This window comes from Barrientosiimonas humi, from assembly GCF_006716095.1.
Classification (GTDB): Bacteria; Actinomycetota; Actinomycetes; order Actinomycetales; family Dermatophilaceae; genus Barrientosiimonas; species Barrientosiimonas humi.
The window spans coordinates 1296666-1320342 of sequence record NZ_VFOK01000001.1 but is presented as its reverse complement, the minus strand read 5'-3'; the positions used below and the strand labels follow the sequence as shown (position 1 = coordinate 1320342).

The 23677-nt window shown below is 71.1% G+C and carries 30 protein-coding genes; 14 read left to right on the top strand and 16 right to left on the bottom strand.

Annotation, left to right across the window (positions count from 1 at the left end):
- Positions 1–7: 7 nt before the first annotated feature.
- A complete protein-coding gene (locus FB554_RS06190; RefSeq protein ID WP_142005175.1) occupies positions 8–346 on the top strand; it encodes a pyridoxamine 5'-phosphate oxidase family protein in 339 nt (112 codons plus the stop codon).
- Positions 346–828, top strand: a complete 483-nt coding sequence (locus FB554_RS06185) for a GNAT family N-acetyltransferase (protein ID WP_142005174.1) — start codon at positions 346–348, stop codon at positions 826–828. The genes FB554_RS06190 and FB554_RS06185 overlap by 1 nt, the downstream gene beginning before the upstream one ends.
- A 404-nt stretch (positions 829–1232) precedes the next feature.
- Here FB554_RS06185 and FB554_RS06180 read toward each other — a convergent pair whose 3' ends face one another.
- Positions 1233–2189 carry a TIGR03557 family F420-dependent LLM class oxidoreductase gene (locus tag FB554_RS06180; RefSeq protein WP_142005173.1) on the bottom strand — a complete coding sequence of 319 codons (957 nt, stop codon included), beginning with the start codon at positions 2187–2189 and terminating at the stop codon, positions 1233–1235.
- A gap of 130 nt (positions 2190–2319) precedes the next feature.
- Between FB554_RS06180 and FB554_RS06175 the strand changes: the two genes are divergently transcribed.
- Genes FB554_RS06175 through FB554_RS06165 form a run of 3 tightly spaced genes read left to right on the top strand, consistent with a single transcriptional unit; the run spans position 2320 to position 4246 of the window.
- Positions 2320–3072, top strand: a complete 753-nt coding sequence (locus tag FB554_RS06175) for a methyltransferase domain-containing protein (protein WP_142005172.1) — start codon at positions 2320–2322, stop codon at positions 3070–3072.
- 40 nt (positions 3073–3112) lie between these two features.
- Positions 3113–3691, top strand: coding sequence for a DinB family protein (locus tag FB554_RS06170; RefSeq protein ID WP_142005171.1), 579 nt, complete (start codon positions 3113–3115; stop codon positions 3689–3691).
- A 9-nt stretch (positions 3692–3700) separates the two neighbouring features.
- On the top strand, positions 3701–4246 hold the full coding sequence (locus FB554_RS06165; RefSeq protein WP_142005170.1) for a nucleoside kinase: 546 nt from the start codon (positions 3701–3703) through the stop codon (positions 4244–4246).
- A 4-nt stretch (positions 4247–4250) separates the two neighbouring features.
- Here FB554_RS06165 and FB554_RS06160 read toward each other — a convergent pair whose 3' ends face one another.
- Positions 4251–4586 carry a TraR/DksA family transcriptional regulator gene (locus tag FB554_RS06160; protein ID WP_211344540.1) on the bottom strand — a complete coding sequence of 112 codons (336 nt, stop codon included), beginning with the start codon at positions 4584–4586 and terminating at the stop codon, positions 4251–4253.
- 122 nt (positions 4587–4708) lie between these two features.
- Between FB554_RS06160 and FB554_RS06155 the strand changes: the two genes are divergently transcribed.
- From FB554_RS06155 to FB554_RS06140, 4 genes are all read left to right on the top strand, one after another.
- Positions 4709–5698 (top strand): DUF418 domain-containing protein, encoded by a 990-nt coding sequence (locus FB554_RS06155; RefSeq protein WP_170206795.1) that lies wholly within the window; start codon positions 4709–4711, stop codon positions 5696–5698.
- A gap of 73 nt (positions 5699–5771) precedes the next feature.
- On the top strand, positions 5772–6200 hold the full coding sequence (locus FB554_RS06150; protein ID WP_211344539.1) for a hypothetical protein: 429 nt from the start codon (positions 5772–5774) through the stop codon (positions 6198–6200).
- Positions 6201–6292: 92 nt separating this feature from the next.
- Entirely contained in the window at positions 6293–6571 is a 279-nt protein-coding gene (locus FB554_RS06145; RefSeq protein ID WP_142005167.1) for a type II toxin-antitoxin system Phd/YefM family antitoxin, read from the top strand.
- On the top strand, positions 6568–6834 hold the full coding sequence (locus tag FB554_RS06140; protein ID WP_142005166.1) for a type II toxin-antitoxin system RelE family toxin: 267 nt from the start codon (positions 6568–6570) through the stop codon (positions 6832–6834). Before FB554_RS06145 ends, FB554_RS06140 begins: the two co-directional genes overlap by 4 nt.
- A gap of 185 nt (positions 6835–7019) precedes the next feature.
- On the opposite strand, the gene FB554_RS06135 is transcribed toward FB554_RS06140, so the two are convergent.
- Positions 7020–7658: a class I SAM-dependent methyltransferase gene (locus tag FB554_RS06135; protein ID WP_142005165.1), complete on the bottom strand. Its 639-nt coding sequence runs from the start codon at positions 7656–7658 to the stop codon at positions 7020–7022.
- A gap of 196 nt (positions 7659–7854) precedes the next feature.
- On the opposite strand from FB554_RS06135, the gene FB554_RS06130 reads away from it, so the two are divergent.
- Positions 7855–8412: a GrpB family protein gene (locus FB554_RS06130; protein WP_142005164.1), complete on the top strand. Its 558-nt coding sequence runs from the start codon at positions 7855–7857 to the stop codon at positions 8410–8412.
- Here FB554_RS06130 and FB554_RS06125 read toward each other — a convergent pair.
- Positions 8399–8827 carry a type II toxin-antitoxin system VapC family toxin gene (locus FB554_RS06125; RefSeq protein ID WP_142005163.1) on the bottom strand — a complete coding sequence of 143 codons (429 nt, stop codon included), beginning with the start codon at positions 8825–8827 and terminating at the stop codon, positions 8399–8401. The genes FB554_RS06130 and FB554_RS06125 overlap by 14 nt on opposite strands.
- A complete protein-coding gene (locus tag FB554_RS06120; protein ID WP_142005162.1) occupies positions 8824–9081 on the bottom strand; it encodes a type II toxin-antitoxin system Phd/YefM family antitoxin in 258 nt (85 codons plus the stop codon). Before FB554_RS06120 ends, FB554_RS06125 begins: the two co-directional genes overlap by 4 nt.
- 105 nt (positions 9082–9186) lie before the next feature.
- On the opposite strand from FB554_RS06120, the gene FB554_RS06115 reads away from it, so the two are divergent.
- The gene (locus tag FB554_RS06115) at positions 9187–10197 is read left to right on the top strand and encodes a phosphotransferase (protein WP_142005161.1); all 1011 of its coding nucleotides are present in this window, start codon (positions 9187–9189) and stop codon (positions 10195–10197) included.
- Here FB554_RS06115 and FB554_RS06110 read toward each other — a convergent pair.
- The 7 genes from FB554_RS06110 to FB554_RS06080 form a co-directional block, all read right to left on the bottom strand.
- On the bottom strand, positions 10154–11017 hold the full coding sequence (locus FB554_RS06110) for a nucleotidyltransferase domain-containing protein (protein WP_236022302.1): 864 nt from the start codon (positions 11015–11017) through the stop codon (positions 10154–10156). The two genes, FB554_RS06115 and FB554_RS06110, sit on opposite strands and share 44 nt — an antisense overlap.
- A 75-nt stretch (positions 11018–11092) precedes the next feature.
- Positions 11093–11560 carry an anthrone oxygenase family protein gene (locus FB554_RS06105; RefSeq protein WP_142005159.1) on the bottom strand — a complete coding sequence of 156 codons (468 nt, stop codon included), beginning with the start codon at positions 11558–11560 and terminating at the stop codon, positions 11093–11095.
- Between the two features lie 45 nt (positions 11561–11605).
- The gene (locus FB554_RS06100) at positions 11606–12844 is read right to left on the bottom strand and encodes an MFS transporter (protein WP_142005158.1); all 1239 of its coding nucleotides are present in this window, start codon (positions 12842–12844) and stop codon (positions 11606–11608) included.
- 32 nt (positions 12845–12876) lie between these two features.
- Positions 12877–13746: a GNAT family N-acetyltransferase gene (locus FB554_RS06095; RefSeq protein ID WP_142005157.1), complete on the bottom strand. Its 870-nt coding sequence runs from the start codon at positions 13744–13746 to the stop codon at positions 12877–12879.
- Positions 13747–13798: 52 nt separating this feature from the next.
- Positions 13799–14335 (bottom strand): nucleotidyltransferase domain-containing protein, encoded by a 537-nt coding sequence (locus FB554_RS06090; protein WP_236022301.1) that lies wholly within the window; start codon positions 14333–14335, stop codon positions 13799–13801.
- A gap of 169 nt (positions 14336–14504) precedes the next feature.
- A complete protein-coding gene (locus FB554_RS06085; RefSeq protein WP_338070576.1) occupies positions 14505–15572 on the bottom strand; it encodes an NAD(P)-binding domain-containing protein in 1068 nt (355 codons plus the stop codon).
- An 87-nt stretch (positions 15573–15659) separates the two neighbouring features.
- Positions 15660–16592 (bottom strand): LysR family transcriptional regulator, encoded by a 933-nt coding sequence (locus FB554_RS06080; protein WP_236022448.1) that lies wholly within the window; start codon positions 16590–16592, stop codon positions 15660–15662.
- Between the two features lie 105 nt (positions 16593–16697).
- Here FB554_RS06080 and FB554_RS06075 point away from each other — a divergent pair, with 105 nt between their 5' ends.
- Positions 16698–17975 carry an MFS transporter gene (locus FB554_RS06075; protein WP_142005155.1) on the top strand — a complete coding sequence of 426 codons (1278 nt, stop codon included), beginning with the start codon at positions 16698–16700 and terminating at the stop codon, positions 17973–17975.
- Positions 17976–18072: 97 nt separating this feature from the next.
- On the opposite strand, the gene FB554_RS06070 is transcribed toward FB554_RS06075, so the two are convergent.
- The 3 genes from FB554_RS06070 to FB554_RS06060 form a co-directional block, all read right to left on the bottom strand.
- Positions 18073–18339, bottom strand: a complete 267-nt coding sequence (locus FB554_RS06070; RefSeq protein ID WP_142005154.1) for a hypothetical protein — start codon at positions 18337–18339, stop codon at positions 18073–18075.
- Positions 18339–20525, bottom strand: a complete 2187-nt coding sequence (locus FB554_RS06065) for a serine/threonine-protein kinase (RefSeq protein WP_211344537.1) — start codon at positions 20523–20525, stop codon at positions 18339–18341. The genes FB554_RS06070 and FB554_RS06065 overlap by 1 nt, the downstream gene beginning before the upstream one ends.
- Before the next feature lie 212 nt (positions 20526–20737).
- Positions 20738–20947, bottom strand: coding sequence for a CsbD family protein (locus FB554_RS06060; protein WP_142005152.1), 210 nt, complete (start codon positions 20945–20947; stop codon positions 20738–20740).
- Between the two features lie 130 nt (positions 20948–21077).
- On the opposite strand from FB554_RS06060, the gene FB554_RS06055 reads away from it, so the two are divergent.
- Together FB554_RS06055 and FB554_RS06050 are read left to right on the top strand one after the other, a co-directional pair.
- On the top strand, positions 21078–22463 hold the full coding sequence (locus FB554_RS06055; protein WP_142005151.1) for an MFS transporter: 1386 nt from the start codon (positions 21078–21080) through the stop codon (positions 22461–22463).
- Between the two features lie 211 nt (positions 22464–22674).
- Entirely contained in the window at positions 22675–23034 is a 360-nt protein-coding gene (locus FB554_RS06050) for an RNA polymerase-binding protein RbpA (protein WP_142005150.1), read from the top strand.
- A 97-nt stretch (positions 23035–23131) separates the two neighbouring features.
- Here FB554_RS06050 and FB554_RS06045 read toward each other — a convergent pair whose 3' ends face one another.
- On the bottom strand, positions 23132–23674 hold the full coding sequence (locus tag FB554_RS06045) for an FxsA family protein (protein ID WP_142005149.1): 543 nt from the start codon (positions 23672–23674) through the stop codon (positions 23132–23134).
- Positions 23675–23677: the final 3 nt, after the last annotated feature.

Genomic DNA, 23677 nt, shown 5'->3' with positions numbered 1-23677 from the left:
TGCGGGCATGAGCATTCCGGTGGAGCTGGAGCAGCTGGCGACCACGCTGCGAGACTTCGGAGCTGGCTACCTGCTGACCAGCGACGCCGGCCGGGTGAAAGCGGTGACGGTCGACCCCACGACATACGCCGACGGCGTGCTCGACCTCCCCGGCAGCAAGGGATCGGCCGCCAACCTGGTGAAGAACCCCGCTGCGACCCTGCTCTTCCCTCCGCAGCGGCCCCGGGGCTACACACTCCTGGTGGACGGCACCGCGGAGGGCGACAGCGAGGCAATTCGATTCACACCGGCGACCGCCGTCCTTCACCGCCCGGCCGCACACGCCGACGAAGGCACGAACCTGTGATGATCCGCCCGATAGAGGACGGCGACTGGGATCAGGTCTGGCCGATCTTCGCTGAGACTGTCGCGGCGGGGGAGACCTACGCCTACCCCGAGAACCTGACCAGCGACGAGGCGCGCGCCCTGTGGGTCGAGGAACCCCCTGGCCGAACGGTGGTGCTCGAGGACGGCACGGTGCTCGGGACCGCCAAGATGGGGCCGAACCGGCCTGGTCGCGGCGACCACATCGGCACGGCGAGCTTCATGGTTGCCCCTGGAGCACGCGGTCGTGGCGTGGGCCGTCGGCTGGCCGCGTACGTCATCGATTGGCACCGCGACCAGGGCTACCGTGCCATTCAGTTCAACGCGGTGGTCGAGTCCAACACCGCCGCCGTGCACCTGTGGAAGTCGCTGGGGTTTCGGATCGTGGGGACAGTGCCAGGCGCGTACCGATCCGCGGCGCACGGATACGTCGGGCTCCACATGATGGTGCTCGACTTGACCTAGGAGGTTTCTCCACGGCCGGCCGGGGAGTGGTCTGCGAAACAGCCTGTACCGCAACAACTTCGATCTCTCGACGACTCGACTTGTCAGCTTCGAGCAGCGTGCTTGCAGCCGCTCGCAACCCTCCACATCGAACTCTTCAATCTTGTTGCAGCACAACACGACTCATCATCTGATTGCCGATGGCGCCGGCGTACGCTCAAGCGCACCGTGACTGGGTTCGCCCGCGGCGCGCGCTGGGCCGATCCCGATGTACGCCAGTGCGTGGTTCGTCTGACCACGCACTACCGGGCGTCGATGTCGCAGCGCTGGCGTGAGGCGAACGACAGCCTGTGCTCGGTCGCTCGACGGCAGGCTTGTGACTAGTCAATCCCGTTCAGTCACAAGCGGATTCACCGCCTCGAAGCTCACCGGTTCCGCAGCGCCGGGATGAGTGCGTGCTGGGCGTGCTCGAAGAAGGCGTCCATGTCGGGCCCGGCGTTGACGAGGGCCAGGTGGTCGAAGCCGGCGTCGGCGAACTGGGCGGCCACCTCGACGTGCCGGTCGAGATCGGGGCCGCAGCCGAACGCCTCGCGCACGTCGTCGACGCCGATCCACGAGGCGGCCGCCTCGAAGTTGATCGGGTTCGGCAGCTCGGACATGAGTTTCCAACCCAGGAGGCCGAACCGGAAGATCTTGTGGGCCGACTCGGCCGCCTCCTGCTCGGTCGCGGCATAGCTCAGCGGCACCTCGGCGTAGCGCGGTCCCGACCCGCCGGCCTTGCGATAGGCCTCGACGAGCTCGGGCTTGGCCTCGGTCGCGAAGAGCGCGTCGCCCAGCTCGGCCGCGATCGTGGCCGCGCGGTCGCCACCGGCAGCCACGACGATGCGCGGCGCGGCCTCGGGGAGGTCGAAGACGCGGGCGTCGTCGAGCGTGAAGTGCTTGCCGGCGTACGACTTGTATCCGCCCTGCCACAGCAGCCGGATGATCTCGATGGCCTCGCGCAGCATCTCGTGGCGCACGGTGACCGAGGGCCAACCCTCGCCCGTCACGTGCTCGTTGAGCCGCTCGCCCGACCCGAGGCCGAGGGTGAAGCGGCCGTCGGACAGGACGCCCAGGGTGGCTGCGGCCTGCGCGACGATCGCGGGGTGCTGGCGCTGGATCGGCGCGGTGACCCCGGTTGCCAGCTCGATCGTCTCGGTGGCGTGCGCCATCGCGCCGAGCATCGAGAAGGCGTAACCCGAGTGCTGCTGGCTGAACAGCCACGGGTGGTAGTGGTCGCTCACCTCGACGAAGTCGAAGCCGGCCTGCTCGGCGGCCACGGCCTGCCGGACGATCTCCTTCGGGCCGTAGCCCTCGGCGATGAGCTTGAACCCGATGCGCATCGGAACGGTCCTCCTGGGGACGGCTTGTCGCGGATTCTCCAGATCTATCAACCGCCCGACGCACCTCGAATCACCCTGGGGTAGGACAAAAGGCCGTGACACGGGCGGGCGGCGCTAGCACCCTGGACTCATGCGCTCCTACGAGGATCTGGTCAGCGAGGCCGAGGTCGCCGACGTCGACGGTTGGGGCTTCGACTGGTTGACCGGCCGCGCGACGGAGGAGCGCCCACCGTGGGGTTTCGCCCGCCTCCTGGCGCAACGCCTGGCGACGGTCGAGTCTGCATTGGACCTGGACACCGGCGGGGGAGAGGTGGTCGGCGAGGCAGGCGTACTGCCCTCGCGCATGGTCGTCACCGAGGCGTGGCCGCCCAACGCAGCCCGGGCGCGCGAGCGTCTCGGGCCGCGCGGGGTGGAGGTCGTCGAGACGTCTATCGACGGGCCGATCCCGTTGGAGGACAACAGCTTCCAGCTGGTGAGCTCACGGCATCCGGTGCGTCCCGACTGGCCGGAGATCCACCGGGTGCTCGAACCGGGTGGGCACTACTTCGCCCAGCACGTCGGTCCGGCCTCCGGCTTCGAGCTGATCGAGCACTTCCTCGGGCCGCTGCCCGAGGACGTACGCCAGGGTCGCCATCCCGACGACGAGGCCACCGCCGCGCAGCACGCCGGGCTGAACGTCGTCGACCTGCGGACCGCGACGTGCCGGATGGAGTTCTTCGACATCGGTGCCGTGGTCTGGACGCTGCGCAAGCTGGTCTGGTGGGTGCCGGACTTCGGCGTGGCGAGGTACGACCGCGAGCTGCGTGAGCTCGACGCACAGATGCGCTCCGGCAAACCGTTCGTCGCGCACTCCACCCGCCACCTCGTCGACGCCCGGCGCTGAACCGGCCTCGCGCGCGAGGCGACCCGGGAAGGATGGGCGCATGACCCACACGGCGAAGGACCTTCTGCACGACTACCTGCGCAGTGCGCGTGAGGCGCTCGTCTGGAAGACCGAGGGTCTGTCCGAGTACGACGTCCGTCGGCCGCTCACCCCGACCGGCACCAACCTGTTGGGCCTGGTCAAGCACCTGGCGGTGGGGGAGTCGCGGTATCTCGGCGATGTCTTCGGTCGCCCCTTCGAGCCGTACCTGCCGTGGTGGGACGACGACCAGCCCGAGGACGTGGACATGTGGGCGACCCCGGAAGAAAGCCGCGAAGAGATCATCGGCATCTATCGCGCAGCGTCCGCCCACGCCGACGAGACGATCCGCACCCTCGACCTCGTGGCCACGGGCCACGTGCCGTGGTGGCCGAGCCCGCACGTGACGCTGCACGGGATCCTGGTGCACGTGCTGAGCGAAACGTCGCGTCACGCGGGCCACGCCGACATCCTGCGCGAGCAGCTGGACGGCGCGGCGGGGATGCGCGCCGAGAACTCGAATCTCCCTGAGCGCCAGCAGGACTCGTGGAACGCCTATCGCGCGAAGGTCGAGGCGGCCGCCCGCGAGGCGGGGAAGTAGGCCGAGCCCGTGGGCGTGCGGAACTACCTCGTCGAGGGCGGCTCGGCCACGGGGAAGACCTCCGTCTGCCACGAGCTGCGTCGGCGCGGCTTCCACGCGATCAACGGCGACACCGACCTGGCCTACCAGGGCGATCCGGAGACGGGTGAGCCGCTCGACGACCCGGGGTCGCACTGGCACCACATCTGGCCGGTCGACCGGGTCCGTGCGTTGGCCGGCGACGGCACCGAGCCCGCCACGTTCTTCTGCGGCGGCTCGCGCAACCACGCCCGCTTCATCGACGTGTTCGACGAGGTCTTCGTCCTCGACGTCGACCTCGCGACGCTGGAGCGACGGCTGGACGCCCGGCCCGACGAGTTCGGGGCGACGGGGGAGGAGCGGGAGCTGGTCGTCCGGCTGCACCTGACAGGGGAGGGCCTCCCCGACCCGGCCACGCGGATCGACGCCGCGAGGCCGCTCCACGTCGTGGTGGACGAGATCCTCATGCGCGTCTCCGGCGACGACGACCTAGATGGTTTCGCCGGGGCCGCCGGCCGCGTCGATCTCGACGACTAGAGGCTCACGCGCACGCGACGCAGCGGGTCGCGGTGGGTCGGGCCAGCAGCCGCTCGTGCGGGATCGGGGCGCCGCAGACAGCGCAGCTCCCGTCCCATCCGTCCTCGAATCTCTTTGTAGCGCGGTCGATCTCGGCGATGCGCTCCTTCGTCGCCTCGACGAGAGCCGAGTTCTGCGCGCGGTCCCACGCGATCGTCTGACCCTCGGTGTCGTGCTCATCGTCGGCGTTGTCGTCCCTCGAGGCGTCCACGATGCGCAGGTGCAGCTGCTCGAGGTCGGCCAACCGGCGTACGGCATCGGCGCGCTCCCGCGCCAGCGCCTCGGTCACCTCGCTCGTCACCCGGGCAGACTAACCCGCTCGAGAAGGTGCCGCGGGGGATCGGCCGAACGGCCGATGCTGTTGCCGCACAACCGATCTCATGGCCGATGTGGGGCCCCGTCCAGACGCGCGATTCTCGCAGCATGAAGCGCATCGACACCCTTGACGTCATCCGGGGGATCGCCCTCTGCGGCATCCTCGCGGCCAACGCCCCGACCGTCCTCAACCTTCCCGCCGAGGAAGGATTCAACGACGTGCAGGTCGCTCTCGGGCTGACCGTGCACGAGCGGTTCTTCCCGATCTTCTCCTTGCTGTTCGGGCTCGGCTTCGGGCTGATGCTCGCGTCCGCGCGCCGCCGCGGCGAGACCTCGCGCTGGCCGTACGTCCGTCGCTTCGCCTTCCTGCTCGCACTCGGGGGAGTGCACCAGCTGCTGCAGCCGGGGGAGGCGCTCCTGCCGTACGCCCTCGCCGGGCTCCTGGTGCTCCTGCCGGCGAGCTGGCTCCCACGCTGGGGCGTCGTCGCGGCCACGGCGGTGCTGCTGCCAGCCGGCGTCGTCGCGGGCGGCGGATTCGCCCTGATCCCAGGGGCTTTCGTGCTCGGCCTCGCACTGACCGCCTTCGACGTTCCGCAGCGACTGGAGCAGCCGGGCGCGTGGCGGCCCGCCCTGTCGCTCGCCGTCGTGACCGGCGCGGTGGCGGCGCTGCTGCTGCCGGGCCTGGCTGCCAACCCGGGGACCCTCGGCTTCTCCATGAGCTCCACCGTCACCGGACTGCTCATGGCCACGACGTACGTCGGCCTCACCGTGGCCCTCATGCACACCCCGGTGCGGGGCGCGCTCGTGGCGACCTTCGGCTCACTCGGCCGGGTGTCGCTGACCAACTACGTCGGTGCGACGCTGCTGCTGCTGGCGGCGCGCCCGTTCCAGACCCAGCTCGGCATCGACGGCACCGCTCAGGGGCTGCTGCGGATGCTCGCCCTGTGCGGTGGAATCGCGCTGCTGCAGGTCGTGCTCAGCCGGGTCTGGCTCAGCCGGTTCCCGCAGGGCCCGCTGGAGCAGGTCTGGCGTCGCGTGACCTGGGGGAGTGCGCGTCCGGTCAGCCGCGCCGCCGTGCCCGCACCGGCTAACGCGTAACCCTGCGGTGCGAGGCTGCAGGCGTCGAGGTCCCCGAGCCCGCCACTCCTCGAGCATGTGCCAGGCTCGAGGGGTGGCAGCTCGTGCGCTCTCCGCGGAGTCCCTCGGCGCGTGGTTGCTCAAGGCACGCGGCGACGAGCCGGAGACCCAGGCGCACGTGCGGTCCGCGTTCGCGCACGTCGAAACGCGATGCGTACGACCGTCGTACCGCACCGACCTCGTCGTGGCTGGCCAGCCCGCGTTGCTGTGGGTGAGCGGCAAAGCACCCGGACTGCCTTCCGGGATCTACGCGCACGGACGTACGACCGGAGTGGCCGAAGGCGGCGTGATCCCGGTCGAGCTGGCGCCGCTGACGCCTCCGTTGCTGCGCTCGGAGCTGCTCGGGCACCCGGTGCTCGGCGGAATGGAGGTGCTGCGGATGCCGGCCGGCAGCAACCCGTCGTACGTCACCCGCGAGCAGCTGGTCGAGCTGAGCCAGCTGTGCCCTGACCTCGATGCATAGGTGAGAGATCGGGCGGCGGCTTGAAATCGCGAGGCACTGTTTTCAGATCTGTCCAGATCCGTATTCAGGTTCGATCGTGTAACCTGAAGGGCATGAGCACGACGCTGCCGCTGACCGAAGCCAAGGCGAAGCTGAACGAGTTGATCGACTCCGCCGTGAACACCCACGAGCGAGTGACCATCACCCGTCGAGGAAAGCCTGCAGCCGTGCTGATCTCGGTGGAGGACCTGGAGTCCATCGAGGAGACGTTGCACTGGCAGTCGCAGCCCGGCGCACGCGAGGCGTCCGACGAGGCTCTGGCCGAGCGCGAGCGAGGCGAACTGTGGGATGAAGGAGCCGTCCGCCGCCGGTATGGCGTAGGGAAGGCGTGAGCTTCACAGCTCTGCTCTCGGCCGCAGCGATCCGCGACCTGGATCAGGTGCCGCCCAGGGTGACCCCGGCGATCATCGAGTTCATCTACGGCCCGCTGGTCGGCAACCCTCACCGCGTCGGCAAGCCTCTTCGCGATGACTTCGAAGGGCAGTGGTCGGCTCGGCGCGGCGACTACCGCATCCTGTACGTGATCGACGACCAGGCGCAGGAAGTCGTCGTGAGTCGAATCGGGCACCGGGCGCGGGTCTACAAGTCACGATGAGTGCCAGGGGGAGCGTGTGTTGGTGGCTGACGGACGGTCACGAGTTTTCTGGTCCGAGGTCGGCAGACCGGGGGAGCGGCGGCCATCTTGCCGCGGCGATGACGCGATACGCAGACTACTAGTTGACATAATGTCGATTATCGGCGTTCACCTCACGCGGAGTCAGTCGTAACCCGGCGGGCGACCTAGCGAAAGAAGCGGAACCACTCCTGGCCGAGCTCTAGGTCAGCCACTGGGCCTACGAGGCGGTGAACCCCAACCGACCACGTGTCCGCCGAATCAGGAGCGATGAAGGCCACCTCCTCAAAGCCAGCGTCCGCGAACCACGATCGAATCTGCAGTGTCACATCGGATTCGCCGCCACGGTGTCGGGTCCAGACAACCTCGGCGCCCTTCGCGCACAACTGCGGCGCGGCCCGAATCACCCTCTGAATGTCCGGATCACTGATGTTGCCGAAGATGCCGCAGAGCAAGACCAAGTCGGCTGGCACCGAACCCGCGTAGACATCACTCTTCGCTGCATTGCCCTCATGAACCACGATCCGAGCGGGCAGTGCGAGCGCGGCCGACTCCGCGCGCGTCGCGAGTTCGGTGTTGCACTCGACGAGGAAGGCACTGACCCGGTCGGCGTCAGCTCGGCCGGCCAGCGCTCCCAGCAGATCGCGGCCGTCACCAGCGCACGCGCTCACTACTCTCAAGGGCATCGGGGCTGTGTCATCGAGTCGCCGCACGATTTGTGCCTGGACTGCGGCAAGCCGATCGCCCAGACCAGACCCCTCACGGCCGTACGCCTCGTGCCACTTGACCCAGTCGGTGCTCGTCATGCCGCGAGAGTATCGATTAATACCATCTTGTCTGGAGACCAAGGGGCTCGGGTGTTTTGGGCCTCCCCTGATCTATGGCCAGACACTCGGCAGAGGTCGCTCCGGCCACGCACGTCATTCACTACTTCCGGCTCATTAGCTCCTGTCCCTTCCGGTTCATCTGAGGACGAAGGTCCGGGCGTGACAGGCTGCTCACGTGCGCCAGGACCCCATCGTGATCCAGCCGTACGACCCGGCCTGGCCGTCGTCGTTTGCGACGCAGAAGGCAGCGCTTGAGTCCGACCTGGCCGACGTGCTCGTGGCACCCATCCAGCACATCGGGTCGACATCGGTCCCTGGCCTGGCGGCCAAGCCGATCATCGACATGCTGGCGCTGGTCGACGACTACGCCGCGTTCACCGACGCGCCCCAGCGGCTCGAACATCTGTCCTGGGTCGCCGCTCCGGAACCTGGTGACGCCGACCAGCGCAAGTGGTCGCTGTGCTTCCCGAGCGTCGAACGGCGCACGCACCACCTGCACGTCGTGGAGCAGGCCTCGCCGGCCTGGCGCGACTGGGTGCTGTTCCGCGACTACCTGCGGGCGCACCCCGACGACGCGCGCCGCTACGCACGGCTCAAGCACTCGCTTGCAGCCACCGACGCCCGCGACCGGCCTGCCTACCGCGCCGGCAAGGGACCCGTCATCGCCGAGCTCATGGACCTGGCTCGCGACTGGCAGGACCGTCAGAACGACGTCGATCTCAACCCTGGTTGACGTCGAGCACTGCAAGCCCGAGGCGCGACCAGGCGTCAAGCAGCTGCGCGTCACCGGCCGCCACCACGAGGTCAGGGTCGTCGATGAGCTTGGCCGACGCGCAGTGCACCGCGTCATAACCACGCAACGAGAACTCGCTCGTCAGCTCTGCTGCCGTCACGAGCAGCTGGGTATCCACCTCCACGATGTCCACGTCAGGCCAGATCTCGGTGAAGCGCGACCAGGCGATCTCGCGCTCCTTGGAGGTGATCCGCAGCTGTCGCTGCGCCATGGCAAGGGCGGCCGCCGCTTCGACGTACGCCAGCGCGGAACTCACCAGCCGATCCGCGTCCTGCCAGATCCGTTGGCATAAAGACGTGCTCGGCTCGGCGACGAGCAACGGCACGATCGCCGAGGTGTCCAGGTAGGCGATCACCGGCGCTGCTGGGCGATCAGGTCACTCACTCCCCCGGCCGTCTCCAGGGGCGCAGGCAGCGGGCGCCGCTTCCGACGCGCGGGTGTGACCTTGCCTTCTGCTACCAACCTTTCGAGGTTCGTCGGAGCACCGACAGGGACGAGCCGCGCCACCGGGCGCCCGTGGTCGGTCACCGTGATGGTCCGCCCCTCACGAACCGCGGCGAGGTGCCGGCTCAGCCCATCACGCAGCTCGCGGACGCCTACCTGCGTCATCCTCGCCCTCCCGTGGCCACATTGAACATCATATTTGTGGCCATTATTGCACCGGCCACTGACACCGGCATGTCCCCGCCCACGAGACCGGACATGATCAGACCCGTGCCCGACTCCCCCGTGCCGCCCGTCGAGATGCTGTGGGAAGACCTTGACCCGATGCGCACGCTCGACGCCCGGTTCGGGTTTCCCGACGCCGCGGCCGCGGGTCGGTGGATCGCCCGCACGGTGTACGACGGCTGGGGCCTGTCCGTCGAGTCGTGCGACCGCATCGTCATGAGTGACTACAACGCGCTCGCCTGGGTCACGACGCCCAGTGGCAGGGTGCTCGCGAAGTGGTCGGTGGCGCCGTCCCGGTTCCCGCGGTTGGGCCAGGTCGCTGACCTGACCCAGTGGCTGGCCGCACGCGGGCTCCCGGTCTCCGCGCCGCTGCCCGCTTGCAGTGGCGCGCTCCAGGTCACCGTCGACGGCGCCGCCGTGTCGCTGCAGCACGTGATCGACGCCCAGCATCTCGACGTCGACGATCCTGAGCAGGTGCTCGCCGCAGGAAGCACGCTCGCGCAGTTTCATCTAGCGATGAACGAATGTTCAGGCAGCACAACCTTTCTCGAGAGCGAAGACGATCGCGCAGCACTCGGCGACCGTGTCACGAGCTGGCTCGACACCGCCGGAGAGCACGTGCCGCCTGTCGCCGTGACGGTGCTCCGTCAGATGGTCGACGCGGCTCCCACGGAGACACTCCCCACGCAGCTTCTGCACGGCGACTTCCGCGCGTCGAGCGTCCTGTGCGACGGCGGCACCGTCGTGGCTGTCCTCGACCTCGAGGAAGCCCGGGTCGATCGCTGCATCCACGAGATCGCCCGAGCCGCAGTCCTGCTCGGCACCCGGTTTCGCGACTGGGGACCGGTGTCCGCGGACGTCCGCGCAACGTTTCTCACGGGCTACGAGGACGTGCGCCCGCTCAGCCCGACCGAGCGCGACTGGTGGGACGTGCTCACGCTCTGGTACTCACTCCTGCTCATCCCCGCCGGCGACGACCCGACGGGTTGGCGTGCGGCGGCGTACGACCAGCTCAGCTCTGTTCCCCGCCGCCTCCGTCCCGGCTCAGCCGGCTGACCGACTCGCCGAGCACCGTCTGCAGCCGCTCCACCGACGCGAGCAGCTCGTCCGGGGTCTCCCCGAGGCGCCCGAGCACGCTGTGGACGGCCCCGCTGAAGCCGGCCAGCTCGACGCCGAGACGATCGACCCCTGCGAGGACCCCCTTCTCGTTGACCACCCACACCCCGGCACGCGCGTGCCACCCGTGCGCGCAGAACATCGCCGCCTGCGAGCAGCACAGTGCGACGTACGCCGCGTCACCCCGGGCAGCGCCCTTGCGCGCGGCGCCGAGCAGGAAGTCGACCTGCCAGGTGTGAGCGACGAGCGCCCGTCGCAACGCGGCGGGATAGGGATCGACGCTTCGCTGGCGCGACGCGAGCCATCCGGACGGGTCGGCCAACGGATGTCCGATGGCCACCTCGCCGGCGTAGCTCACGTCCAGGAACCCGAGCGGATGCCCGGGCTGCGTGTGGAAACCGAACTCCCCGGCCTGCGCCCTCCGGCACTGCTCAGCGACCCGCTGCACGTCCCGCAGGATCCAGTCGACCGCACGCCCGTGCACGGTGAGCCAGGCTCCCCCGTCGACCCAAGGCCCCCACTCCCCGGGCCGAGCGATTCGTACGTCCTCCTGGGCCCATGCCCGCGCCACACCACCCAGGGCGGCCAGGTCGAGGCGGTCAGGCTCGGAGTAGACGCCGAGGTCGTAGTCCGACGACGGGCCGTGCGTGCCCCGAGCCCGGCTACCGCCGAGGGCGACAGCGACGACACCGTCGACGCGGACCAGGTCGTCGGCCAGCCGGCGCAGAAGCTCGTCGCTCAGATCGGTCGTGGGTGCCACGATGGCCATGCTGACGCTCGAACCTGTTTGGTGCCAGTCGCTTTCCGGACCAGGACCCATGCCGGCGCGGCTCTCTCACCCCGAACGCAGGGCGGCGAGACAGCAGACGAACGACACGATCACGGCCACCGTTCGGATCAGGTGCAGCCGGTTCCACCGGGTCTCGAACTCTGCTCGCCCGGCCTCGAGGATCGCGCCGCCCTGGTCGGTCGGGACCTTCATGAGCGCGTTGTTGAGCGGGATGTTGCCGGCCACCGTGATGGCGACCGTCACGGCGTACAGCACCAGAGCCGCGGTCGCCCACGTCCGCGACGGCCCGCGCGCCGCGCCGAGCACCAGCATCGGCAGCGGCCCGAGGAACACGACGAGGAACACGGGGTTGACGATGGCCACGTTGATCCGCTGCATGGCAGGCACGAACGTGGCTGCGTCGGTGCGCGCAAGCCCCGGCATGACCGCGACCGCGAACGCGAAGAACAGGCCGGCGGTGAGTCCCACCGTGATCGTGGCGGCGAACATCGCAACGGAACCGACTGCGGTCATGCCACCAGTTCACCGGCGGCGCGGCGATCCGTCTATGCCTCGGCGTCAGACCGGCGCCCGGACGTTGCGGAACGACGTGGCGGCCAGGCCGGCGGCGACCAGCGCAAACACGGCCGCGGCGACGACCAGCATCGGGCGAATCCCCCACGCATCAGCCAGGATTCCCGCGACGGGCGCGACGACGACCATGACCGTCCGATTGAGCGACCGCAGCGTGGTGTTCGTGCGCGCCTGCAGCTCGTCGGGGGTGACCAGCTGCCGATAGCTCATCTCGTGCGAGTTGCTCATGCCCATCGCGAGTCCGTAAAGCCCCTGGCCCAGCATGAGCAACGTCATCGCCCAAGCGCCGGACGCGCGGCTGCCTGCGCCGACCATCGCGACCACGCCCAGGGCGGTGACCACGTGGCACAGGATGATCGTCCGCCCCGTGCCGAGGCGCCGGCCGACCCAGGTGGTGACTGCGGCGCCCAGGACGGCTCCCACCCCGCCGACCGCGCCGACCAGACCGAACTGGAACGCCGAGAGGTCGAGGTTGCGCAGGGCGTACGGCGCGAGCACGACCCCGATGATCGCGTTGCCGACGAACCAACCATGGGTCGCGATCGCGAGCACCGCGAGGCCGGAAGCGCCGTAGGCGTAACGGAATCCGTCGACCGCGTCGCGCAGGAGCCCGCGCACGGTCACGCCGGTGCGGGCGGGCGGCTCGTCGAGCTGGATGCCGCGCAGGGTGAGCGCGGAGTAGAGGTAGGTCAGCGAGTCGAGCAGCACGGCGACGGGCGCGCCGACCGCGCTGACGAGAGCGCCGCCGAGCGCCGGCCCGGCGGTCGATGCCACGGCGTCGGCACCGTCGACCCGCGCGTGCGCGGGCTGCAGCTGGCGGCGCTCGAGCAGGCGCGGCAGCAGCGACATCTCGGCCGCGCCGCTCACGACCGACACCGTGCCGTAGACGAACACGACGACCAGCAGCACCGGCAGCGACAGCAGGTCCACCCACCACAGCGCCGGGACGGCGAGCAGCAGCACAGCCTGCAGCAGGTGGGTTCGCACGAGCAGCGGGAGCCGCTTCCTGCCGTCGACGACCGCCCCGACGATCAGCCCGAACACCAGGAACGGCAACCAGCGAGCGGAGCTGAGCCACCCGACGTCGCTGGCCGTGCCGTCGAGGTCGAGCACCACGAGGGCCTGGAGCGCGAACAGCGTGACGTACGTGCCCAGTCCGGACACTGCCGCCGCCCGCCAGTAGCGCAGGAACGACGGCGAGATCGACCACGCCACACGCCACACGCCGTCAGTCTCGCAGCACCACCGCTGCCGGCTCAGCCCCGACGCTTGTCGTGCACCTCGCCCAGCACGGACATCCCCGCCGCGACGTAGGTCGCCACTCCCCCGGTGTTCGAGCTCGGCGTCGCGACGTCCGCGCTGGATGCTCCCATCTCGCGCAGCCGGGCAGCGCCCGCGAGGGTGATCGCCGTGCCGAACCCGCGCCCCCGGTGGTCGGCGTGCACGCCCATCGGCTCGATGAGTCCGGGCACGCCCTCTCCCGCCGACCACACGGTGATGGCGGCCACCGGGACGTCGTCCTCGTCGTAGCCGAGCAGGCAACACGCACCGGCGTACGCGGGGCTCGCCGCCACCGTCCGCCACCGTTCGTCGGTGAACCGCGCACTCCCGAACGCCGAGCGGTGAACGGCCGTGCGCTCGCTGACGTTCCGCCCGTCCACCACCTCGACCCGCAGCCCGGGCGGCAGCTCCACGGGATCGGTGAGGTCGCGCCGCAGCTGGGTCCACGGCTCGTCGTCGGCCCAGCCGGCGTCGGCGAGCAGCTGCTTCAGTCGTACGCCGGTGTGGGCCTCGACGCTCACCTCGCCGGCGGGGAGCACGCCGGCGTCGGGTGCCAGGAGGTCGGCAGCGATCCGTCCAGCGAGGTCTTCGTCGCTGCTCAGCTCGGGCGCGATGCCGAGCCGGAGCACCTCAGGGGTGTCGAGGAAGCCGACCGCGACCAGCTCACCGTCACGCCGCCAGGTGCGCACGTCGACCGCCGTCGCGGCAGGGCCGTCCCACTGGTGCCAGCCGAGGTCGCCCGGGTGGATCTGAAAGGGCACCTCGTCGCGCCGCTGCCACCGCCGCAGCGCGTCGGCCGCCTCCGGCAGCTCGTCGGCGGTCGGTGTGGCCAGCTCGATGCTCATGGACCGATCGCAGCCTGTGGGCGACTCCCGCGGCAACCGGTTTTCGGCAGGATCACGGCAGAGCAGCCCACGGGTGGTCCGGGTCAATGCGGCGCATCGTGTCCCGCAGCCAGGTCCGCGCCCGGTCGTCGAGCAGGGGCAGGAGGACCTCGGCGTCGCGGCGGTCCTTCTCGCGCACCTGCGCGGCCTTGAACATCAGCGTCACCTCCGGCCGGGCATAGCGCAGTCCGTCGGGCGCCACCCACGTGACGTCGTCGAGATCCTCGGTGTGCGAGCGGTTGCGCTTGTTGGTCCACCAGCCGTCGGTGTCCGGGGTCAGCGGCACGTCGAGCACCCACCGCGACCGCGCGCCGCGCCGGACCCACAGCTGGCTGTCGGGTCGGATCTCGCGGAACCGGTCGTCGTACGGCCGGAACCAGCCCTCGTCGACGTTCCACGGAGTCCAGCGGTCGCCGAGGAATCGGCGGAACGCCTCGGCGTCGCTCGACAGGATGGAGATGTCCATGTCCTCGTGATCGCGACGCACTCCGGTGAAGACCTCGATGCTCCAGCCGCCGATGATCCACCAGGGCCGGTCGAAACCGGCCATGAACTCGCCAATGTCGTTGGGGGTCAATGGATCCCAGCCGCCGTACCACCGGTCGAACTGGTCCGGAGGAAGGTGCCCGGCAGCGGGCGGTTGGTCGGCGGGCGGTCCGGGCACAGCTGGCACGAGACGTGAGCCTAGCCCCGGCCGCCCCTGAGCGCGGCGGCTTGGATCAGGACGCAGACTCGCGCTCGGTCGCGACCTGCTGAGCGACTTCCATGGCGGCCCGGCGCGCGGCGCGGCTCGCGCCGATCGTGCTCGCCGAGGGGCCGTAGCCGACGAGGTGCACCCGCGGGTCGCGGGACGCCGTGTTGGCGGCCTGCACGTTGCGCGGCACCCGGTCGAGCGGGATGCCGCCGTGCGGTCCACGCAGCCCCAGAGGCTCGAGATGGTCCACGGCAGAACGGAATCCGGTCGCCCAGAGGATCACGTCGGCCTGCTCGACGGTGCCGTCGGCCCACTCGGCCCCGTGCGCGACGATGCGCTCGAAGATCGGGCGCGGGTGGTCGTACGCCCCCAGCGCGTCCGCCTCGTGCTCCTGCTCGCGCAGCATCAGCCCCGTGGCGCCCACGACGCTGATCGGCGGCAGGCCGGCCACGATCCGCTTCTCCACCTCGGTGACGACCTGCAGCCCGGTCTCGGGGCCGAAGTCGTCGGTGCGCCACTGCGGCGGCCGGCGGGTCACCCACACCACGTCGGCGATCGGCGCGAGCTCGCCGATGAACTGCACGGCCGACGCACCGGCCCCGACGACGATGACGCGCTTGCCGCGCAGGTGCTCGCGCCCGGGGTAGGTCGCGGTGTGGAACTGCTCACCGGCGAAGTCCTCGACACCGGGATAGCTCGGCCAGTTCGGCCTGGTCCACGTGCCGGTGGCGTTGACCAGGGCGCGCGTGCGCCAGTGCCGCTCCCCCGCGTGCACGACGAGCAGGTCGCCGTCGCTGGTCACCCGGTCGACGTCGACGGGTCGCTCGACGGGAAGGTCGTGCTGCTGCTCGTAGGCCGCGAAGTACGCCGGCACGGCGACGTTGGCACGCTCGCCGGTGCGCTCCGGCGCCGGCGATCCCGGCAGGTCGGCGACACCGTGCACGTCGCGCATCGTGAGCGAGTCCCACCGGTGCTGCCACGCGCCGCCCGGCACCGGGTTGGCGTCGAGCACGACGTGGTCGACCCCGCGTTGCCGCAGGAAGTAGGACGCGGCGAGACCGCCCTGCCCGGCCCCGATCACGACGGCGTCCATCACGTCCACGACCCCCTCAACGCACCGTGCCGATCTGGTATGCCCGCCGCACCGCAGCGCCCTCCGGCGACGGGCCGCGCCGCACGGCTACCCGGCCCCGGGGTTGCCCGCGACGGTCATCTCCCGCACCAGCTCCTCCAGCGCGGCCGCCGCGGCGCTGGGGGCGCGGTCGGCACGGGCGGCCAGCGCGACCGGCCACGTCAGGTCGGCCACGTCGTCCATGCGCAGCACGGCGACGCCGGTCAGGTCGCTGGTGGGCATGAGGTAGTCCGGCAGCAGCGCGATGCCGAGCCCGTGGCGCACGTAGTCGAATCCCGTTCCCAGGTCGTTGATCTCGAGGGTCACCCGCCGACCGACGCCCGCCTCCGCGAACGCCGCGTCGATGACGGCGCGGGTGCCGTAGCCCTCGGGCGCGTCGATGAACGACCGCCCGGCGAGGTCGGGCAGACCGACCCGCGACCGGCGTACGAGCTCGTCGTCCTCGGGGACCACGAGCCGCAGCTCGGACTCGGCGATCGGCACGAACCGGATGCCCGGCGGCCCCGTGCGCGTCGCGACGAAGGCCAGGTCGAGCCGCCGCTCCTGCAGTGCCGTGACGAGCCCGCGGGACCCCGTCGGCGCCGCCGTCATGAGCAGCTGCACGCGCGGGTGGCGGCGGTGGTACTCCCCCAGGATCGCCGGCACGTCGAGCAGCCGCACCGACGTCATCGTGCCGAGCCGCACGGTCCCGCTGAGCTCTCCGTCGTCGGCGGCCACGGCGTCGCGGGCCCGCTGCGCAGCCTCGAGCACGGCGTACGCCTGTGGCACCAACCGCGCGCCCGCGTCGGTGAGCCGCACATGCTTCGAGCTGCGGTCGAGCAGCGGTGCGCCGACGTCGCGCTCGAGGCTCTTGATCGACGCCGAGACGCCCGACTGCACCACGTGCAGGCGGTGGGCGGCCCGGGTGAAGCTCAGCTCCTCGGCCACGGCGAGGAAGTACTCCAGCTGGCGCAGGTCCACGGCACCCTCCGAAACGACCATCACGATTCGTGATTCTGACCAGCACTGATCTTCGTTGGACATGATGTTTGGGGCAAGCGCACAGTGGACGCAGATCCCCCGCACGCACCCCCGAGAGGCCCGACCGTGTCCGCGCCGCCGTCCCAGCAACCCACCCCCGCCGTCCCGGCCGACAGCCGCGCCCGAGCGGCCGAGCCGGCGCGCACCGGCTCGGCGCGCCACGGCGTCGGCTTCTGGTGCGTGGCGTTCGCCTTCCTCGTCGCGATGGCGTTCTCGACGGTGCCGACGCCGCTCTACCCCCTGTACATGCAGGCCGACGGCTTCTCCACCTTCACCGTCACCGTGGTCTTCGCGGTCTACGCGGTCGGGGTCATCACCAGCCTGATCCTCGCCGGCCACGTGTCCGACTGGGTCGGACGCAAGCGGGTGCTGGTCACCGCGCTGGCGCTGGAGCTCGTCGCCGCCGTCGTCTTCCTGCTGAGCAGCGCTCTCCCGGCGCTCATCGTCGGCCGGGTCGTGAGCGGTCTCGGCGTCGGCATGCTCACCGCCACCGCGACGGCGCACCTGCACGAGCTGCACAGCGCGCACCGCCCCGAGGCCTCCCCGCAGCGCTTCCAGATCGTCTCCACGGCCGCCAACATCGGCGGCCTCGGCGCCGGCACGCTCGTGGCCGGGTGCCTCGCGCAGTGGGTCGACGGCCCGTTGCGCACCCCCTACGCCGTCTTCGCCGGCCTGCTCGTGCTCGCGATCGTCGCCGTGCTCGCCACGCCCGAGACCGTCGAGCTGCGCTGGGGCAGCCGCCCGTACCGCCCGCAGCGGGTGAGCGCCGACCACGGCGACAGGCCGGCGTACGTCGCCGCCGCCGGAGCCGGCATCGCCGCCTTCTCCGTGTTCGGGCTGTTCACCTCGGTGGCCCCCGCGTTCCTCGCGGGTGAGCTCCACCGCCCCTCCCGCGCCCTCGCCGGCGTGATCGTGTTCGCCGTGTTCGCTGCGGCTGCCGCGGCGCAGACCCTGACCGGTCACCTGCGCGAGAACGCGCGCCAGCCGCTCGGTCTGGTGCTCCAGGCCCTCGGCCTGGTCGTGCTCGTCATCGGCATGCGGTCGACCAGCCTGACGGCCTTCCTCGTCGGCGGCATCGTCACCGGCATCGGCTCGGGGGTGCTGTTCAAGGACGCCGTGGGCAAGGTCGTCGCCATGGCCGCCCCCGACCGCCGCGGCGAGGCCCTGGCGGGACTGTTCCTGTTCTCCTACCTCGGCCTGATCGTGCCCGTGCTCGGCATGGGCCTGGCCATGCTGCAGCTGCCCGCCACGACCGTCATCACCTGGTTCGCGGCCATCATCATCGTGCTGCTGGCCGCGATCGCCGCGCTGGGCGCACGCCGCCAGACCACCGCGCAGTCATGACCCCGGCGTGACCAGGCCGAGGCCCCCAGCCGCGCATGAAACCGGGTTTCGTGCGTTTAACCTCGATGCATCAGGGTCAGATGCACCTAACCCGGTTTCATGCGTTGGGGGCGCGCGTGCGTTGGCGGTCCTCCTGCCGGGTGAACCGGGCGAACCAGGCGTACGCACCGCCCACCAGCGCGACCCCGGCGACCACCAGGACGAGAGCGAAGATCCACAGCCGCTCGTTGACCCCGTCGACGGCGAGCACCGCGACGGTCGACAGCACCCCCGCGATCAGGCACAGGCCGCCGACGAGCACCATGCCGATGATCATGATCCGCTCGTACATGTGGTCGAACACCACGGGGCGCCGGCCGGCCATCAGGGCACCTCGTCGTAGAGCTGGGTGGCCTCGTTGAGGACTTCCTTGCTGCCGTTGCGGATGGTTAGCGAGCTCGGGGTGATCCGATAGACGTAGCCGTCGTTGGAGACCGTCCACCCACCGCCGGATCGCACCGGGAAGCCGATCTCGATCGCGTTGCCGCTGTCGGTCTGGTAGGCGCGGTAGTAGGTGTTGCCGTTGTCGGCGCGGGCGCAGATGACGACGTAGGCCGACGCCGTGCGGGTGACCATGCGCGCGTTGTCGTCGGCGTTGCAGCGGGCGGCGCCGCTGTGCGTCCAGCCCTGCCGGTCGTACCCCGCGCCGCTGAGCGTGGGCCCGGACGGCTCCTGGGTCTCCTCGTCGTCGGACGTCTCGCTGGAGGAGCTGGACGGGCTCGAGGGCTCGGGCGTCGACGGCTCCGGGCTCGGCGAGTCGTCCTCGTCCGTCGTCTCGCTCTCGGTGGGGTCGGGCAGCGTCTCCTGGCTCGACGAGGGCGTCTGGTCCGGCAGCGTGCTCGGACCCTCGCCGTCGGGCGAGTCGGAGCCCGGGTCCGACCCCGACGACCCGGACCCGGCGGGCCCGCTCGTGGCCGGAGGCGTGCCCCCGGAGCCCGACGGGTCGGCGGCACCGCCACCGTTGTCACGCAGCTGGTTCCACAGCAGCACCCCGCCGAGCAGCAGCATCGCCGCGACCGCCGCCGCGAGCAGCCAGGAGGCCGGACCGCGCCGCCCCTCCGGCTGCGGCGCCCGCTCGGGGTACGCCCGCGGCGGGTTACCCCCGCCGCCACCGCCGGCCGCGCGACCGGCACCGCCCGCGCCACCACCACCTGCGTGGCCGGCACCGCCCGCACCGCCCGCGGCGTAGGAGTCCTCGCCCCAGGCGTCACCGTCGGACCCGTCGTAGCCGTCGCCGTCGCCCTGCCACGCGTCCCCGCCGCGACCGCCGCCACCTGCTGCGGCAGCCGCCGCACCGGCACCCGCGACGCCTGCACCGGCGGCGAGCCCGCCGGCACCGACACCGCGACCGCCAGCGCCCCCACCGCCTGCGCCACGGGTGGTGCCCGCCCCGGTGATCTTGGGCAGCTGGGCGGTGATGTCCTGCGCCCGCCCCGGAACCTGCCGGGTCGTCCCCGCGCCTCCTGCCGAACCCTGCCCGCCCGGACCGGAACCCTGCCCGCCCGTGCCCGCACCCGGGCCTGCCGTCGGCCCCGGGCCAGCACCGGCGCCGCCGGTCCCGGCGGCAGCAGCCGCGCCGCCTGCGACCCCACCGGCGGCCAGCCCTCCGGCCGCGAGCCCACCAGCGGCTCCCCCGCCGGCCGAGCGGCGCATGATGCTCGTCGCGGCCTCCTGGTCCTGCGCCGACAGCGCACCGCGGGCGGCGTCGGCCAGCGCCCCGGCGCTGGGGAACCGGTCGCGCGGATCCTTGGCCAGCGCCCGGGCCACCACGCCGTCGAGCCGCGCGTCGACCCCCGCCTGCTGGCTGGCGGCCGGGGGCGCGTCGTACAGGTGCGCGGCCACCAGGGCCGCGATCGTGCTGGAGCTGAACGGCGTGCGGCCGGTGAGGCACTCGTACAAGACGCAGCCGAGGGAGTAGATGTCGGCGGCGGCGGTGACTTCCTCGTCGCGGAACCGCTCCGGGGCCATGTACGCCACCGACCCGACCGCGCTGCCGGTTCCGGTCAGCCGGGTGTCCTGCGCGGAGCTGGCGATGCCGAAGTCGGCGAGGTAGGCGAACTCGCCGTCGGTGATCAGCACGTTCTCGGGCTTGATGTCGCGGTGCACCAGCCCGTCGCGGTGGGCGGCGTCGAGCGCCGCGGCGACCTGGCTGACGACGGCGACGCTGCGCGCCGCCCCGAGCGGGCCGTTCTGCTTCAGCAGCGAGCGCAGGTCGCGCCCGCGCACCAGCCGCATGTCGATGAACAGCCGGCCGTCGATCTCCCCGAAGTCGTGGATCGGGATGACGTGCGGCTCCTGCAGCCGCGCGGCCGTGCGCGCCTCGCGGCGGAAGCGCTCGCGATACTCCTGGTCCTCGGCCAGGGCCTCGGGCAGCAGCTTGAGAGCGACGACCCGCTCCTTGACGGTGTCGAGCGCCTCGTAGACGTCGCCCATGCCCCCGCGACCGAGCAGGTGCTTCAGCTCGTACGGCCCGAACCGGCTGCCGGCACGGCTACCTCGTTCTTCGACCACGGATGGCACCTCCCCCCTCGGTTGCATCCCCGCGTGCCACGACTGACGACGAACGGCCAGCGTATCGGCTGGCCCGGCGTCGCTCCGCGCCCCCGCCGGTCACCGGCGGTCACCGGCGCGAGTCGCCGGGATCGCGCGGCGGACGTACAGAACGGCCGCCCCGACCTTGAGCAGGTCGGGGCGGCCGTGCGCTGTTGTCGGCGCGAGGAGACTCAGTTGTTGAAGGAGTCCTTGACGTCGCCGGCGGCGCCCTTGAAGTCGCCGTCCTTGACGTTCTCGCCGGCCTGCTTCAGGTCAGCCTCGGACTGGTTCGCGCGACCCTCGGCCTGCTGGCCCTCGTCGTCGCGGGCGTTGCCGAGCGCCTCCTGAGCCTTGCCCTTGGCGTCCTGCGCCATGTTGCCGATCTTGTCGCCGATACCCATGTCAGCTCCTTCGTGAGGCGAACTTTGGTGCCCATACTGTCGCCAAACGGACCGCCGAATGCAACACCCCTAGGCATGAAGTTGTGACGGATGGGGCGCGTGCGGCGACGGCTGTGCCACGCTTGCCCCCGTGACCGAGGCCACGATCGCCCACGATCTCCCCGCCGACGAGCGGAGCCGGCTGCAGCGTCGTTGGTACTGGTACGACTGGGCCAACTCGGCCTACGTCACCACCACCGCGACCGTCCTGATCTCCCCCTACCTCACCGCGGTCGCCAAGGAGGCCGCCTGCCCCGGCCTCGCCGAGGGCGCCCAGTGCAGCACCAACCTGTCGGTGCTGGGGCTGCCGATCTCGCCAGGCTCGCTCGCGCCGTACACCATCACCGTCGCGACCATCCTGTCGGCGATCACGCTGATCTTCGTCGGGGCCATCGCCGACCGCTCGCCGCGCCCCACCCGGCTGCTCGGCGGCTTCGCCTGGGCCGGCTCGATCGCCGCCGCGTCGATGTTCTTCGTGCAGGGCACCAACTGGCAGCTGGGCGTCCTGCTCATCATCATCGCCAACATCTGCCTGGGCGCCTCGCTGGTCGTCTACGACTCCCTGCTGGTGCGCATCGCCGGGCCCGACGAGCGTGACCGGGTCTCCAGCCGCGGGTGGGCGTTCGGCTATCTCGGCGGCGGCATCCTGCTCGCGCTCAACCTCGTGCTGCTCTCGGCGTACGACTCGCTCGGCCTCACCCGCGGGCAGGCCGTGCGCGTGAGCCTGCTGTCCGCCGGCGTCTGGTGGGCGGTCTTCACGCTCATCCCCTATCTCGGGCTGCGCTCGCTGCACGGCACCCGCGCCAAGCCGGTCGACGTGCGCGCGGGCGTTGTCGGCGGCAGCCTGCGCCAGCTCGCCGACACCTTCCGCGAGATGCGGCACTACCCCAACACGCTGCTGTTCCTCGTCGCCTACCTGTTCTTCAACGACGGCATCCAGACCGTCATCTCCAGCGCCAGCCTCTACGGCCAGGAGGAGCTCGGCTTCGGCGAGAGCCAGCTGATCACCACCGTGCTGCTCGTGCAGTTCGTCGCGTTCGGCGGCGCGCTGCTGTTCGGCCGCCTCGCCGCCCGGCTCGGCGCCAAGCGCGTCATCCTCGGCGGGCTGGTGCTGTGGACCGTCGTGGTGATCATCGCCTTCTTCATGCCCGAGCAGCAGTTCGGGCTGTGGCTGGTCCTCGGCGTCGGCATCGGCATCGTGCTCGGCGGCACCCAGGCCCTGGCCCGCTCGCTGTTCAGCCAGCTCATCCCGCGCGGCCGGGAGGGCGAGTTCTTCAGCCTGTACCAGGCGATGGAGCGCGGCACGAGCTGGTTCGGCGCGCTGATCTTCGGCCTCGTCTACCAGCTGGCCGGCTCCTACCGCCTGTCGATCATCGCGCTGGTGCTGTTCTTCGTGGTCGGCGGCGTGCTGCTCGCCCGCTGCGACATCCGCGAGGGCATCCGCCAGGCCGGCAACCCGATGCCCAGCGTGGTGTGACGCGTCTGTGACGAAGATCATGCAACCGGGCGGCCGCCCCGCCCGTCCCTGATGCAGTCACGCTTTTTCCGCCCGGGCGCGCCGCCGGGCGGGGCGCGGCCGTTCGCCGCTCGGACGTCCACGGAACACCGAGAGGGTTCCGGTCGTTGCACAGCACGACACCGTGTCCACCCATCCACGACACGGCCCCGGCGACGATTGAGGAGATGACATGGCAGAGCGTTCATTGCGGGGGACGAACCTCAGCACGCTGTCGCTGGAGTCCGAGGCGGGGGTTGCGTTCTCCGAGCGCCAGATCACCCGGTACTCCTGCCCTGAGGGCCACATCAGCGAGCTTCCGTTCTCGGTCGAGGCGGAGATCCCCCCGATCTGGGAGTGCCGGTGCGGCCGCGAGGCCAAGCTGATCGACGGGCCCGAGCCGGAGCGCAAGCCCACCAAGCCCCAGCGCACCCACTGGGACATGCTGCTGGAGCGTCGCTCCATCCCCGAGCTCGAGGAGCTGCTGGAGGAGCGCCTGACCTGGCTGCGCGAGACCCGTGGCGAGAAGCCGCGGCGCAAGCGCACCGCCTGACTCCGCGCAGGCATACGACAGATCAGCCCGGTGACCGCGAGGTCACCGGGCTGATCCCGCGTTCGGGCCGTCTCTGGGCGCGTCGCGTCAGCGCCAGTCAGCGGTTGCCGCCGCCATCGACGATCTTGCCCTCGATGGCCTGGCGCGGCACCTGCTCGTACGTCGGGCGCGGCTGCTCGGCCCGCTCGCCCGGGACGACGTCGCCGAACAGCTGGGTGCCGGCGCCGTCGTACACCCGCACGCCCATCGCGCCGAGCACCTTGCGGGTCGCGACGACCCCGACGGTGCGGCGCACGGCGACGCGGGTGAACGGCACGAGCAGCAGCAGACCGAGCAGGCCGCTGAGCACGCCCGGGATCATCAGCAGCACGCCGGAGGCCAGCGTGAAGCCGGCGTCGCCGGCCGTGCGCTCGGGCGCGACGCCGGTGCGGCGCATGGTGCGGATGTCGCGCCAGGCGCGGCGCGAGCTGCGGGTGATGACCAGCAGGCCCAGCGCCGACATGGCCAGCAGCACGACGATCGTCCACCAGCCGATCAGCTGGAACAGCCCGATCACGACGAGCACCTCGGCGAGCAGGAACAGGGGCACGGCGGCCCGCCACTTCCGGTTCGGTTGCTGCGGACGTGACGGGTGGCTCATGCG